Here is a 14312-nt window from a genome sequence, read left to right on the forward strand (position 1 = left end):
GAATCACGGGATCGCAGGGAGTGACACGTCAGTGGTGCACGCCAGACCGGAGTATCGCTCCGGGCCCGGACGCTGGGCGGGTCAGGCCCTCAACGTTCCGCTGACCATGGCGAGAAGAGGCCTGCTGTGGCCGTGGCGGCCACTGCGCGCCACCCGCCAGCTCACCGCGCTGCTGCACTGGGGCACCACGCTGGCCGGCGGCCTGGCCGCCGCGGCCGCACGCGACCCCGACCGTACGGCCCTGGTCGACGAGAAGGGCGAGCTGAGCTACGCCGAGTTGCACGACCGCACCGACCGGCTCGCCGCCGGGCTGATCCCCGACTGCCGCGGTCGCCGCCTGCGGGTCGCCGTGCTGTGCCGCAACCATCGCGGGCTGGTCGAGTCGCTGATCGCCTGCAGCAAGCGCGGGGCCGAGGTCGTGCTCCTGGGCACCGGGCTCGGGCCCGGACAGCTCAACGGCGTGATGCGCGAGCTGTGGGCCGACATCGTCATCGCCGACGCGGAGTTCGCCGACCTGCTGCCGCGGGGCGGGCGCCGGTTCACGAAGGTGACCGCCTGGGCCGACGAGGACGCCCCGGGCGGGGGCGGGCCCACCCTGGAGGAGCTGATCGAGGCGACGCCCGCGCCCGCTCTCGAGCCGCCGCCGATCCAGGGGCGTGTCGTCTTCCTCAGCTCCGGCACCTCCGGACGGCCGAAGGGCGCGCGCCGCCCGCCGCGCCCGGGATTCGTGCCGCTCACCGCCATGCTGGCGCGCACGCCGCTGCGCGTCGGTGACCGGATGCTCATCGAGGCGCCCCTGTTCCACGCGTGGGGCTACTCCTCGCTCCAGCTCGCCCTGGCGATGCGGGGCACCGTCGTGCTCGGACGCCGTTCCGACCCCGAGCGGACGCTCGCGACGATCCAGGAACGCTCCTGCACCACACTGGTCACCGTACCGATCATGCTGCAGCGCCTGCTGGCCCTGCCGGAGCGCACCCGCGCGGCGTACGACACCTCGTCCCTGCGCATCACGGCGGTCAGCGGCTCACGGCTGCCGGGCGACCTGGCCACGGCCTTCATGGACGCCTTCTCGGTCGAGCTGTGCAACGTCTACGGCTCCACCGAGGCGGGCTGGGTGAGCATCGCCACCGCCGCCGACCTGCGCGCGCACCCGGACACCGCGGGCCGTCCGGCGAGCGGAGCGGAGGTGGCCATCCTGGACGCCGAGGGACGCCCCGTCCCGCGCGGCGCCACCGGCCGGATCTACGTCGCGGGAAGCACGCGCTTCGAGGGCTACACCGGCGGCGTGCCGGTGGAGACCCGTGACGGCATGCTCTTCATGGGCGACGTCGGCCACCTCGACGACGGGGGACTGCTCTACGTCGACGGCCGCGCCGACGAGATGATCGTCTCTGGCGGCGAGAACGTCTTCCCGGCCGCCGCCGAGGACGTGATCGCCCGGCTGCCGCAGGTGCGCGAGGTCGCGGTGACGGGGGTGCCGGACGAGGAGTACGGCGAGCGGCTGGCGGCCTACATCGTCATGGCGCCGGGTGCCCGGCTCGACGCCGACACCGTACGGGGCCACGTGCGCGAACGCCTGGCCCGGTACGCCGTGCCGCGCGACGTCCACTTCCGCCCGCACCTGCCCCGCAACGCGATGGGCAAGGTCGTGCCGCACCGGCTGAACGAGACCGCCGACGCCTGACCCCGGCGCCGGCGGTGCGAAGCCGCCTCAGCCGCCCGCGCCGGCGGTCTGCTTCCGCGGCGCGGCCGTGACCGGCGGCTTGGCCGGGCGCAGGAAGAAGAACATCACCGGGATGATGTAGATCACCCACGCGATCGCCTGCGCGATCGTGACCTGCGGAGTCAGGTTGAACACGCCCTGCAGCGCCGTCTGCATCCACTGGCCGACCTGGCCCAGGCCGGCGAACCAGTGGCTCGGCTCGAAGGCGAGAGCGGTCAGGCCGGGCAGGAGCGAAGCCTCCTGCAGGTCGTGGAAGCCGTACCCGAACACACCGGCCGCCACGATGATCAGGGCCGCGCCGGTGATCGTGAAGAACTTCTTGAGGTTGAGCCGGAGCCCGCCCCGGTAGAGCAGGTAGCCCAGCATCGCCGCGGTGAGCAGGCCGAGCACGGCACCGATGATCGGCTCGGTGGAGTTGTTCGCGTTGCTGATGTTGGTCCACAGGAACAGGGCGGTCTCCAGGCCCTCCCGGCCGACGGCCAGGAACGCGACCGCGAACAGGGCCCCGCCGCCCATCGACAGCGCGCCCTCCAGCTTGCCCTCCAGCTCGGCCTTCATGAACCGTGCGGTGCGGCGCATCCAGAAGACCATCCAGGTCACGAGGCCGACCGCGATGATCGACAGGATGCCGCCGAAGGTCTCCTGCGTCTTGAACTGCATCTCTCCGGAGGCGACGCTCAGGGCGATGCCGAAGCCGATGGCGACCGCGATGGCGGTGCCCACGCCTCCCCAGACCGGTGTCAGCGCGGCACGGTTGCCCGACTTCACCAGATACGCGATCAGGATGCTGACGACGAGTGAGGCCTCGAGTCCTTCGCGCAGGCCGATGAGGTAGTTGCCGAGCAACAAGGGGCGCACCTCCTCCAGGGGCTCCGGTGGCGGAGCCGGATCTTCGGGCCTAGGCGCACTAGGCCATTAGGTAAACCTAACCTAATCGCGATTCTGTGGCGCGGGAGGGGGCGACGCAACCCTGTGGCCTGTGACACTTGCGGGTAGATCGTCCGGAGTGCCGGAGCGGTGATCATTTGGTGTTGATTTGGTGGGGCCACATGTACCCCAACCGCCTCTAGAGGGCATAGCGTTTGACATGTGGAGTTTAGGGACGTGATGACTCGCCGTCGGATGCTCGCGCTGGGCGCCGCCGGCCTCGGTGCGCTCGCCGTGGGCGACCGTGGCCGGGTGGCGTCTCTCCCGGTGCGCCCCTTAGCGCAGGGGCGGCCGGCGGCCCGGCCGGTCAAGAGGAAGCGGGTCCCCTCGGGACCGCGGCCGGGCGTCATGCCTCCGCCGAACGCCCCCGTGCCCGCGCGGACCGACGCGATCCACCGGGTGCACGACCTGTTCCCGACGGCGCCGCCGAACGCCATCGCGCTGACGATCGACGACGGCCCGCAGCCGGAGTGGACGCCGAAGATGCTCGACCTGCTGGCCGAGTTCGACGTGAAGGCGACCTTCTCGCTCATCGGCATCCAGGTGAAGCAGTTCCCGAAGCTGGCGGAGCGAATCGTCCAGGGGGGTCACCAGCTGTGCAACCACACGATGACCCATCCGCTCGACATCGCCTCGCTGTCACGGAAGCGGGTCGACCGGGAGATCACCGAGGCGCACGACCGCATCGGTGAGGCGACCGGGATCGCGCCGAAGTTCTTCCGCTCGCCCGGCGGCGCCTGGTCGCACGCGGTGTTCCACTCGGCCGCCCGGCACGGCATGATGCCCATCGACTGGGACATCGACCCCCGCGACTGGGCGCGTCCGGGCACCGGGCACATCAAACGCGCGATGCTGAAGGCCAAGGGCGGCGACATCCTCCTCTGCCACGACGGCGGCGGCGACCGCTCGGAGACCATCAAGGCCCTGCGCAAGGTCATCCCAGAGCTGAAGAAACGCGGCCTGACCTTCGTGTCCCTGTGAACTCGAGATCGGCCGCCGGCTCGACGCCGGCCGAAATTCTGGCATCGCGCTGGGCCCGGGTGCTCGACCGTGACTGAGCCGCCCGGTCATGACGGCCGCGCGTCGGCTGATCCGGGTCGAACACTCACAGGTCGTGGGAAAGGACGCGGGAGTACCAGACGTACGGCGAGGCCAGGTGGTCGATGGTGAAGCTCAGGCGTTCGAGCAGGCGCCGGGACGCGAGGTTCGTCTCGTGTACCTCGGCGGTCACCCGGCGGCAGCCGGCGAGGTTCGGCAGCCACTCGACCAGGGCGCCGACCGCCTCGGTGCCGTAGCCGTTCGCCCGCCAGGCCGCGCCCATGCCGTACCCGATCTCCGCCGACCCGTCCGGGCCCGGTGCGTGTTTCAGGCCGCATTCGCCGATCACCATGCCCCGGCGGGCGATCAGCCAGGTCAGCGCGCCCGGGTCCACGGCGGCCCGCATCGCGACGATCGGCGTCGCCTCCGTGGGCCAGTCGGCACCGGCGGGTACGCCGGAGTAGTCGCCGTCCGCCAGGTCGCGTGCGGTTCCGGCGGTCAGCGGCCGCAGTTCGAGCCGAGGGGTGCGGATCGCCTCGAAAGGCTCGCCACGGCTCCCGGGCGGGCCCTCAGGACTCACTCTTGGTCGCCAGCCTGACCATCGCCTTGGCCAGCGGCTTCGCCGTCAGCGTCACTTGCCACGTCCGGGCTCCGAGCGCGGTCAGCACGAGCCCGACCGACTCCTCGCTGATCGACTCCGGCGGGCTCCACGCGAGCCGCCGTACGGTGTCGGGCTGCAGGAGGTTCTCCGTCGGCATGGTGTGCTCGTCGGCGAGGGCGGCGACCACGGCGCGGGTGGCGGTGAGGCGTTCGGCGGCGGCCGGGTCGCGTTCGGCCCAGCGGTGCGCGGGCGGCGGGCCCTCTCCGGGCAGGCTGTGCTCGGGCAGTGCGGCGTCCGGCAGCGTACGGCCCTTCTGCACGGCGCGGAACCACGCCGCCGCGTGCCGCCGGGGGTTGCGCCCGCGGAACGCCGGCAGCGCGGCCAGGTCGTCGGGCGTGCGCGGGAGCTGGAGCGCGGCCTCGATGATGGCCGCGTCGGGCAGGACGCGCCCGGGGGACAGGTCGCGCTCGCGGGCGATCCGGTCGCGCGTCGTCCACATCTCCCGTACGACCGCCAGGCCGCGCCGGGTGCGCAGCCGGTGGATGCCGGAGGTGCGGCGCCAGGGGTCTTGGCGGGGCTCCTTGGGCGGCGCGGCCAGGATCGCGGCGAACTCCTCCTCGGCCCAGGCGAGCTTGCCCGCCTCGTCCAGCTCGGTGCGCAGCGCGTCACGGAGCTCGACGAGGAGCTCGACGTCGAGCGCGGCGTACCGCAGCCAGTCGGCGGGCAGCGGGCGCGTGGACCAGTCGGCGGCCGAATGACCCTTCTCGAGGGTGAAGCCCAGCACGGTCTCGACCATGGTGCCCAGCCCCACACGGGGGTAGCCGAGCAGCCGGCCGGCCAGCTCGGTGTCGAACAGCCGGCCCGGTACGAGACCGAGCTCCGAGAGGCACGGCAGATCCTGGGTGGCGGCGTGCAGGACCATCTCGGTGTCGGCGAGCGCGTTGTTCAGCTCGCACAGGTCCGAGCAGGGCACGGGGTCGACGAGGACCGTTCCGGCGCCCCTGCGGCGGAGCTGCACCAGGTAGGCGCGCTGCCCGTAGCGATAGCCCGAGGCACGCTCGGCGTCGACCGCCACCGGCCCCTCGCCCCCGGCGAGCCGCTCGACCGCCGCGGCCAGCGCATGCGCGCTCTCACAGACCGGGGGGATGCCTTCCCGTGGTTCGAGGAGAGGTACTACTTCTGCTTCCGACAATCCCACGCGCCTACCGTACGTCGTCAAACACCTGGACCAGGCAGGGAGGTGACTCCCGCCGGCGGCAATCCAGCCGCAAGACACAGAACATCACACCAGGCGTTGATATGCCCGGACATGTCCCCGTCCGTCGGTGACCAGGAAGCCCGCAGCTCGAGTTCGGTGGTCTCAGGGTCGTCGTTCTTGTCGCCGAAGCTCTCCGAGACCGCCCGGGTGATCGTCCCGGAGGCGGCCTTGTAGCCCGCGCCGCGCTGGTCGAGGGCCTCCGTCAGCCAGCTCCAGCCGACCGGGCCGATCAGCGGATCGGCCGCGATCTCCGGCTCCAGGTCGGCGCGGACGTAGGCGACCACGCGGAAGTCGCCGTGCCAGCCGCGCTGACCCTCGGGGTCGTACAGCAGGATGAGCCGGCCGACGCCCAGCTCGCTGTCGTCCTCGCGGTAGACGGTCGCCATGATCGCCGCGGCGTACGGCGCCAGGCGCTGCGGCGCCGGCATGTCCTCGATCACGAGCTCCGAGCGGGCCGGCTCTGCCTCGACGAACGCGCGCATGGTCTCGACGGCTCGCCGGAACGGCTCCGGCGGGCGCGCGTCCCGGGGAGTCATCGGTCCACCGGGCGATCCGCCGGACGCATGTCCTCGGTGGGGAGAAGGGGACGCATGGTACGGGGTGGTCCTACGCGGCCTGGGACCGAATGATCACCGGCATCTCGGGGGCATCGCCGATCACGATCGCCGTGCCGCACACCGAGCACATCAGATCGGGGCAGTCGACGCCGTGACCTTCGTCGCACGGCGGCTGCTCGAAGACGCGTTCGTCATCACAGACGGAGCAGTGACGGGTGAGGGTCATCCGCTGACAGCCTCCCTCAACTCGGCTTCGGGGTGGAGCGTTCACACGCTCGCATGCCGCCCGGCACGATCGCGGGATGTCGCTCGGCGTGTCCCGAAGATTCTCATAACGGACGTGCGGCCCTTGTCGCCGTACGGACTTGGGGGTACCGGCCCGGCCTGCGATGTTTCGTGGGACCATCCAAGTGTGCCCGACGTCGAGAACCCCCAGAACGGCGCCGCTCCGCGGCCCGGCGCAGCACCGGAGACCAGGCCGGACAACGGCCGTGCGAACCTGCCCGCCGCCCGCCGCGACGGCCCGTTCCTCAACGCGTGCCGCCGGCTGCCGGTGCCGCACACGCCGGTGTGGTTCATGCGGCAGGCCGGCCGGTCGCTCCCGGAGTACCGCGAGGCACGAGGCACCGTCCCGATGCTCGAGGCGTGCACGATCCCCGACCTGATCGTGGAGATCACGATGCAGCCGCTGCGCCGCTACGCGGTGGACGCGGCCATCTTCTTCAGCGACATCGTGGTGCCGCTCAAGGCCATCGGCGTCGACTTGGACATCAAGCCGGGCGTCGGCCCGGTGATCGCCGACCCGATCCACGACGCCGCCGCGGTCGGCCGCCTGCGCCCCCTGACGCCGGAGGACGTGCCCTACGTCACCGAGGCGGTGCGCTCCCTCGACGCCGAGCTGGGCGACATCCCGCTGATCGGCTTCGCCGGCGGGCCGTTCACCCTGGCCTCCTACCTGATCGAAGGCGGCCCGTCGAAGAACCACGAGCGCACCAAGGCGATGATGTACGGCGAGCCGGAGCTGTGGGCGCGGCTGCTCGACCGCCTCGCCGACATCGCGATCGCCTACCTGAAGGTGCAGGTCGAGGCGGGCGCGCGGGCGATCCAGCTGTTCGACTCGTGGGTCGGCGGCGTGGCGCCGGCCGACTACCGGCGGTCGGTGCTGCCGCACAGCGAAAAGATCTTCTCCGCCCTGGAGCCGTACGGCGTGCCGCGCATCCACTTCGGCGTCGGCACGGGCGAGCTCCTGGGGCTGATGGGAGAGGCGGGCGCTGACGTGGTCGGCGTCGACTGGCGGGTCCCGCTCGACGATGCCGTACGCCGCGTCGACGCCGGCAAGGCCCTGCAGGGCAACCTCGACCCGGCCATCCTGCTGGCCCCGTGGGAGGTCGCGGCCGAACGCGCCCGCGAGGTCCTCGCCCAGGGCCGTACGGCGGAGGGCCACGTGTTCAACCTGGGCCACGGGGTGCTCCCGTCGACCGACCCGGGCGTGCTGGCCCGCCTCGCCGACCTGGTCCACGAGGAGTCCGCCGTCCACGCCCAGGCGCGCTGACCGCCCCGGGGCGGGCCGGGGCGTACGGTCAGGCGGCGCTCGACCCGGACGAACGGCGGCGGCGCCACAGCCACCAGGCCGGCAGGCCGATCACCGCGGCGAGGCCGGCGAACGGCAGGAGCCAGCCGACCACGAGCGCCAGTCCCTTCACGAACACCGTGAACGCGTGCCAGCCCGACGACACGCCGCCCGAGAAGCCCGTCGACCGGTGATGTTCGCGGCGCGTCGGCGTCGTGCCCTCCAGCCGCAGCGTCACGGTGGCGTAGCTCGTCTGGGAGGCCAGTGACTTCTGGCGTGCCTGCAGGGACTCAAGGTCGGACTCCCGGCTGGCGATCTCCTGTTCCAGCTGCACGATGTCGTCGACGTCGGAGGCCTTGTCGAGCAGCTTCCGGAACGACGCCAGGGTCGCTTTGGCCGACTTGACCCGGCTGTCGACGTCGGCGACCTCCTGGGTCACGTCATCGGCCTGCTGCCGCAGCGAGACGCGGGTGCCGATGCGCGAGGACGCGAGCTGGTCCAGCACGCCCTGGTACCGCGCCGACGGGATCTTGAAGGTGATCGTGGCCGACGGGCGCGAGCCGGGGTTCTCGGTCGCGTTCTCGTTGCCGACGTAGCCGCCCGCGGCGGCGACCACGCTCTTCGCCCGGCCCGCGGCGCCGGTGACGTCGCCGGACCGCATCGTGAGGTCCGCGGTGTAGACGATGGCCTGGGTGGGCGCGAGGCGCACGTTCTGCGCCCGGCCCGCGGCGTCGGCCTCTTTGCTCGGTGCGCGCGCGACGGCGGCGCGGCCGCCCGAGCCGGCGGATGCTCCGTTGTCGGCGCCGGAGCAGGCCGTGAGGAGGACGAGCGCGGCGGCCGATACGACGATGAACGGTCTCATATGACTGGGACGTCGTGACGTACGTCACCGTTCGCGGGGCGGCCGTCGCGATCGGATCACGATGACGACGCGCCCAGGTCACGGCACCCGTGTCAGGGACGGGTGGTGTGCCGGCCGGGCGAAGGCTCTGGGATCGTGGAGCCATGACCGATGCGCCGACCCGTGCCCACGTCGCCGTCGTCGGCGGCGGGATCGCCGGGCTGACCGCCGCGTACCACGCCGCCAAGGGCGGAGCCCGCGTCACGCTCCTGGAGGGTTCCGCCGACGTCGGCGGCAAGCTCCGCGTCAGCGAGGTCGCCGGCCTGGCGGTGGACGAGGGCGCCGAGGCGATGCTCGCGCGGCGGCCCGAGGGGCTGGAGCTCGTCCGCGAGCTGGGCATCGGCGACCGGCTGGCCTTCCCCGGGACGACCTCCTCGGCGATCTGGAGCCGCGGCGCGCTCCACGACATGCCCTCCGGACACATCATGGGCGTCCCCGCCGACCTGGTCGCGCTGGCCCGCTCCGGCGTGCTGTCGGCCGCCGGGATGGCCCGCGTCCCGCTCGACCTCGTACGCCCCGCCACCCCCCGCGGAGAGGACGTGTCCGTCGCCGGCCTGGTCGGCGCGCGGATGGGCGCCGAGGTGGTGGACCGGCTGGTCGAGCCGCTGCTGGGCGGGGTGTACGCCGGGCGGGCCGACGACCTGTCCTTCGAGGCGACGATGCCGGGCCTGGCCGACGCGGCGCGGACCCACCGATCGCTGATCGCCGCGGCCCGCGCCGTACGCGAGGCCGCGCCGGCGAGCTCGGGCCCGGTGTTCACCACGCTCACCGGTGGCATGGGCGCGTTCGCGCAGTCCCTCGCGAGCCGGGTCACCGACCTGGACGTCACCCTGCGCACGGAGACGATGGTGCGCGAGCTGCGCCGCGGGCCGGAGGGCTGGCGGCTCACCGTCGGCCCCGCGCGGGAGCCGGAACTGGTCGAGGCCGACGCGGTCATCCTCGCGGTGCCGGCGCGCGCGGCCCGGCGGCTCCTGCAGGAGGAGGTGCCCGCGGCATCGGCCGAGCTGGGGCGGATCGGGTACGCCAGCATGGCGATCGTCACTCTGGCCTACTCCGCCACGGCGTTCCCGCGGCCACCGCGCCGGAGCGGCTACCTCGTGCCCGCCGTGGAGTCCGACGGCGTCAAGGCGGTCACGTTCAGCACCACCAAGTGGCCGCACCTCCTCGACGACGCGCCCGGCGTGGTGGTCGTCCGCTGCTCGATCGGCCGGTACGGCGAGGAACAGGTCCTCCAGCGCCCCGACGAGGAGCTGAAGGCCCTGGCCATGACCGAGCTGGCCCGGACGACCGGGGTGACCGAACTGCCCGTCGACAGCCGGGTCACCCGCTGGGGCGGCTCGCTCCCGCAGTACTCCGTCGGCCACCTCGACCGGGTCGCGCGGATCCGCGGCGCCGTCGCCGGCGCGCCGGGCCTCGCGGTGTGCGGTGCCGCGTACGACGGCGTGGGCGTCCCGGCGTGCATCGCGTCGGCCCGCGCGGCGGTGGCCCGGGTGACGGGGGACCTGAAGAGTCGGGGAGAATCGAAGACGACCGGGCGACGTCGGCCGGTGCCGGAGCAGAAGGGGAACTGACCGTGAGTGGCGACAAGCCGAAGGCACGCGACCTCAACCAGGTGATCCGCTACACCATGTGGTCGGTCTTCCGGGTGCGCAACCTCGCCGACGCCGACCGCGACGCGGTCGCCCGCGAGGTCGAGGACCTGCTCGAACAGGCCGCGGCCAAGGACGTCACGACCCGTGGGGTGTACGACGTGGCCGGCCTGCGGGCCGACGCCGACTACATGTTCTGGTGGCACGCGCCGTCCTCCGACGACCTCCAGGAGATCTACAACCGGTTCCGCCGTACGACGCTGGGCCGGGCGTCGGAGCCGGTGTGGTCGGTGATGGCGCTGCACCGCCCGGCGGAGTTCAACAAGAGCCACGTCCCGGCGTTCCTCGCCGAGGAGCAGGCCCGCGCGTACGTCTGCGTGTACCCCTTCGTCCGCTCCTACGAGTGGTACCTGCTGCCGGACGAGGAGCGGCGGGCACTGCTCGCCGAGCACGGCCGGATGGCACGGGAGTACCCCGACGTGCGGGCCAACACGGTGTCCTCGTTCGCTCTGGGCGACTACGAGTGGATCCTCGCCTTCGAGGGCGACGAGCTGTACCGCATCGTCGACCTGATGCGTCACCTGCGGGGCTCGGAGACGCGCCGGCACGTCCGCGAGGAGACGCCGTTCTACACCGGCTCCCGCAAGCCGGTCACCGAGCTCGTCGCCGCCCTTCCCTGAGGGACAGACCCCTGTTCCGCCGGTAAAGACTTCGCCATCGGCGGCACCCGGCGTACCGGCCGTGCACGAGGATCCGTGACGCGGCGACCGCCGCGGGCCCGGGGGAGCCGGAGGAGCAGGGTGAACGGAGCACGGCGAATAAGGGGACGGCACGCGCGCCTACCGGGCGCGGTGAGCGCCGTACGCGCGGCCCTGTCGCGGCGGCGCACGCGGATCGTCGTGGCCGCGGGCTTGTTCATGACCCTGACCGGTGCCGTGGCCGCGTTCGTCACGCTGGCCCCGGCGGACACGCATCGGCCGGACACCGTGCCGAAGGCCGCCGCGGCGAACGTCCTCGGTGGCCGGTCCGCCCAGGCGCCCGTCGCGCGGTCACGCCCCGTGCGGCCCGGCGACCTGGCCGCCCTGGCCTTCTACCGGCAGCAGGACCCGACGCGCGCCGCGCACGTCACCGAGGTGATCTGGACCGGCCCCATGCTGCGCGTCTACACCGACCTGCCCGCCTCCGACGCGAACTCCCGTACGGCCATCGCCCTGTGCGAGACCGCCGCGGCGTACGCCGAGGACCACGGCCATCTCCCGGAGGTGTTCGTGCACGCCGACCGCGCGGCCGGATACCCGGTCCTGGCCAACAAGATGAACGACCGAGACGACTGCCGCCTCGACCGCGTGCCCTGAGGACCGGCCGGACCGGCCGTCGCCGGGGCTGGTAGCCCCCCTCTGGGGCTGGAACGTTCGTGATGCCGCCTTCTGGGCTTCTGGCTTATTTGGGGAGGGTGGGGAGGTATTTCGGGGGGCGGCGGGCTTGGGTGGCCTGTTCGAAGGCGTAGGCCAGGCTGAGGATCTTCTCGTCGGCGTTCTGGTGTCCCATGAAGGAGACGCCTATGGGGAGATCGCCTTCGGCGAACCCGGCCGGGACGTTGATGTTCGGGTATCCGGCGACGGCCGCAGGGCCGCAGGTGCCGTTCCAGGAACCGTTGTTGTCGAGGATCCTGGTGGAGGGCGAGATGGTCGGGGCGACGATCGCGTCCAGGTGGTGCGTGTCGAGGATGCGGTCGAGGTGGTGACGGGCCTGCTCGGTGATGTTCTGGCGCCTCTCGTCGTGCTCGTGTATGGAGAGCACCGTGTCCGTGTCCGTGTCCTGGGCCCGTTCGAACACGGCCTGCCCGAAGTCTGAGGATCGTTCGCCGGGGTGATCTCGGGTGAAGGCGATCAGTTCGGCGAGGTCGCGTGGGTGTTCGCCGCCGGTCGTGGCCAGGTAGCTGTTGATGGCCTGCTTGAACTCGTACGGCAGCACGACCCATGTGTTGGGGAGGGGCAGGTCGACGGTGACCGTGGTGGCGCCCAGTTCGTGGAGGCTTTCGACCACCTCTGCGAGGACACGGTCCACCTCGGGATGGTTTCCGTCCCGACGCCACACGCCGATCCTCGTTCCCGGTGGCAGGTCGGGGCTCAGGCGGATCGGCTCGGACGTGGTCGCGATGGCCTCGAAGACCGCGGCGGCGTCGGCCACGTTACGGGTGATCGGCCCGACGGTGTCCTGGAAGAGTGAGACCGGCACGACGCCGTGCGGGCTGACCCGCCACAAAGAAGGTTTGAAACCCACCACGCCGTTCATCGCCGCGGGAGAGACGATGGAGCCGGCGGTCTCTGTGCCGAGGGTGATGGGCGCCATGCCGGTGGCGGCCGCCACCGCGGAGCCGCTGGAGGACCCGGACGGGCTGCGGTCGAGGACGTAGGGGTTCCTGGTCTGGCCGCCGGTCGCGCTCCAGCCGTGCCGGGGGGTGTCCGAACGAAAGTTGGCCCATTCGGACAGGTTCGTCTTGCCGAGGATGATCGCGCCGGCGTCGCGGAGTTGGGTGACCACTTCGGCGTCCGCGTAGGGTTTGTTGTGCAGCAGGGCGAGGGAGCCGGCGGTGGTGGGCAGGTCACGGGTGTCGATGTTGTCCTTGACCAGGACGGGGATGCCGTGTAGCGGGCCGAGGTCGACGCCGGAGGCGCGGACCCGGTCGGCCTCGCGGGCCTGGGCGAGGACCGCGTCCCGGTTCAGTGAGCCCGGTATGACGGCGCCCAGTTCCTTATTCATCGCGTCGATGCGGGCCAGGCACCGCTGCGTCAGTTCTTCTGAGGTCAGCCGGCCGGCGGCCATCTCGGTTCGCAGGTCCTGGACGGTCATCGTTTCGGGGAAGGCCTCTGGGACGTCTTGGAGATGGGGGGCTCCGGCCCCGGCATCGAGTCTGGCGGTGAGGTCGCCGGGGCTCACCACGTGATCGTGGCCAGCGCTCAGCGGGTGGTCGTGGACGCCGCCGAGCCCCGCGATGGCCGGGCCGTCGAGCGGACCGGGTGCCGTGCTGTGGACCGGTCCGCTCGCCGGTGGTGCGGATGGGGAGTGGTGGAAGAGGCGGCCGGCCAGTTCGGTTCCGGTGCCGGTCAAAGCCATGCCGAAGCCGTATTTGGCGGAGTCTTGGAGCTGGTCCAGACCCCAGCCGTGGCCGGTGAGTCCTCCGGCGGTCCAGATCGCGGCGGTGCCGGCGCTTCCGGACAGGGCGTACCGGGTGGTGACTCCTCGTGCGCCGGGGGACCGGCTCCACCGCGACAGCCATTCCAGCGCCGGGGACCGCCGTAGCAGGGCCGGCAGCGCCCCGTGGACGGCGAAGCCGGTCAGCCCTCCGACGAGGAGTCCTTCCAGCGCCAGGCGGGCGAGCGCACCGAAATCAAGGCCGTCGCCGTGGAACAGCAGACCGATCTCCCCGGTCCCGGCCGTGAACGCCATTCCCAGTACCGCGTCCCGGATCACCCGCAGCGCGATCCACAGCGCCGCGCCCTCCAGCTTGATCAACCGCGCGACCAGGCCCTCGATCCAGCGGCCCAGCGCACCCGCGAGCAGGGTCAGCGCCACCACGAACACGGCCGTGGCGACGCACTGCCACCGTGCGCTGATGATCGCGCGCCGGCTGTCGTCGCAGTAGCGTGCCAGTTCCCCGCACCGGTGCGCGAGGGACTTCAGCAGGCCGGATTCGCCGTGCACCACGTTGGCGGTCGCGGTGAACGCCTCGGTCGCCGCGCCGGATCCGTCACCGACCCGTCTGGCGTGCCCGGCCACCTCCTCGGCCACCTGGTCGAGCACGCTCTTCATCGACAGCGCGGCATCGCGCAGATCGGCCAGCGCGGTCAGGTCCCCCTCGGGCCAGGCGACCGGCACCCCGCACCATCCCAGTACCTTCTCGGCCCAGGCCCACACATCCGGCGCAGGCGCCGCGGCCGGCAGGCCGCCCGGGACCGGCGGCAGGACGTAGGACTCCGGCATCCGTGCCCACCGGGGCGGATCCTGCCCGGCCGGGCCAGGCCCGCCCAGCCCCTCCGCGATCGTCCCGTCCGCCTCCCGGTACGTCCCCCCGGCCACCACCAGACCCGCGGCCATCGCCCGCAAAAGGTTCACGGTCCAGGTCAGGTCCTTCAAGAGCCCGTCCC

13 protein-coding genes are annotated in these 14312 nt (G+C 72.3%); 6 read left to right on the forward strand and 7 right to left on the reverse strand.

Features of this window, described 5'->3' with window-relative positions:
* The first annotated feature begins 31 nt into the window (after positions 1-31).
* Positions 32-1684, forward strand: a complete 1653-nt coding sequence (locus tag QSK37_RS32175) for an AMP-binding protein (protein ID WP_285628816.1) — start codon at positions 32-34, stop codon at positions 1682-1684.
* A 27-nt stretch (positions 1685-1711) separates the two neighbouring features.
* Here the strand turns inward: QSK37_RS32175 and efeU are convergent, their stop codons facing one another.
* Complete coding sequence (gene efeU, locus QSK37_RS32180; protein WP_285628819.1) at positions 1712-2581, reverse strand: iron uptake transporter permease EfeU; 870 nt, start codon at positions 2579-2581, stop codon at positions 1712-1714.
* A 249-nt stretch (positions 2582-2830) separates the two neighbouring features.
* Between efeU and QSK37_RS32185 the strand changes: the two genes are divergently transcribed.
* Complete coding sequence (locus QSK37_RS32185) at positions 2831-3631, forward strand: polysaccharide deacetylase family protein (protein WP_285628821.1); 801 nt, start codon at positions 2831-2833, stop codon at positions 3629-3631.
* A gap of 124 nt (positions 3632-3755) precedes the next feature.
* Here the strand turns inward: QSK37_RS32185 and QSK37_RS32190 are convergent, their stop codons facing one another.
* The 4 genes from QSK37_RS32190 to QSK37_RS32205 form a co-directional block, all read right to left on the reverse strand.
* On the reverse strand, positions 3756-4268 hold the full coding sequence (locus QSK37_RS32190; protein ID WP_285628824.1) for a GNAT family N-acetyltransferase: 513 nt from the start codon (positions 4266-4268) through the stop codon (positions 3756-3758).
* Entirely contained in the window at positions 4258-5481 is a 1224-nt protein-coding gene (locus QSK37_RS32195; protein ID WP_285628864.1) for a ribonuclease D, read from the reverse strand. The genes QSK37_RS32190 and QSK37_RS32195 overlap by 11 nt, the downstream gene beginning before the upstream one ends.
* A gap of 23 nt (positions 5482-5504) precedes the next feature.
* Entirely contained in the window at positions 5505-6083 is a 579-nt protein-coding gene (locus QSK37_RS32200) for a DUF3000 domain-containing protein (protein WP_285628827.1), read from the reverse strand.
* Between the two features lie 70 nt (positions 6084-6153).
* The gene (locus tag QSK37_RS32205; protein WP_285581808.1) at positions 6154-6330 is read right to left on the reverse strand and encodes a hypothetical protein; all 177 of its coding nucleotides are present in this window, start codon (positions 6328-6330) and stop codon (positions 6154-6156) included.
* 273 nt (positions 6331-6603) lie between these two features.
* On the opposite strand from QSK37_RS32205, the gene hemE reads away from it, so the two are divergent.
* Positions 6604-7656 carry a uroporphyrinogen decarboxylase gene (hemE, locus tag QSK37_RS32210; RefSeq protein ID WP_285628867.1) on the forward strand — a complete coding sequence of 351 codons (1053 nt, stop codon included), beginning with the start codon at positions 6604-6606 and terminating at the stop codon, positions 7654-7656.
* Between the two features lie 28 nt (positions 7657-7684).
* Here the strand turns inward: hemE and QSK37_RS32215 are convergent, their stop codons facing one another.
* Positions 7685-8536 (reverse strand): DUF4349 domain-containing protein, encoded by an 852-nt coding sequence (locus tag QSK37_RS32215; protein ID WP_285628829.1) that lies wholly within the window; start codon positions 8534-8536, stop codon positions 7685-7687.
* Between the two features lie 143 nt (positions 8537-8679).
* Here QSK37_RS32215 and hemG point away from each other — a divergent pair, with 143 nt between their 5' ends.
* The 3 genes from hemG (at position 8680) to QSK37_RS32230 (ending at position 11519) form a co-directional block, all read left to right on the forward strand.
* Positions 8680-10146, forward strand: coding sequence for a protoporphyrinogen oxidase (hemG, locus tag QSK37_RS32220; protein WP_285628831.1), 1467 nt, complete (start codon positions 8680-8682; stop codon positions 10144-10146).
* A 56-nt stretch (positions 10147-10202) separates the two neighbouring features.
* Positions 10203-10844 (forward strand): hydrogen peroxide-dependent heme synthase, encoded by a 642-nt coding sequence (gene hemQ / locus QSK37_RS32225; RefSeq protein WP_285581967.1) that lies wholly within the window; start codon positions 10203-10205, stop codon positions 10842-10844.
* A 120-nt stretch (positions 10845-10964) separates the two neighbouring features.
* Positions 10965-11519, forward strand: coding sequence for a hypothetical protein (locus QSK37_RS32230; protein WP_285628834.1), 555 nt, complete (start codon positions 10965-10967; stop codon positions 11517-11519).
* An 85-nt stretch (positions 11520-11604) separates the two neighbouring features.
* On the opposite strand, the gene QSK37_RS32235 is transcribed toward QSK37_RS32230, so the two are convergent.
* Positions 11605-14312 (reverse strand): amidase family protein (locus QSK37_RS32235; RefSeq protein ID WP_285628837.1); only part of this gene is annotated, 2708 nt, incomplete at its 5' end.

The organism is Actinoallomurus iriomotensis (genome assembly GCF_030269445.1).
In the GTDB taxonomy this organism is placed as follows: domain Bacteria; phylum Actinomycetota; class Actinomycetes; order Streptosporangiales; family Streptosporangiaceae; genus Actinoallomurus; species Actinoallomurus iriomotensis.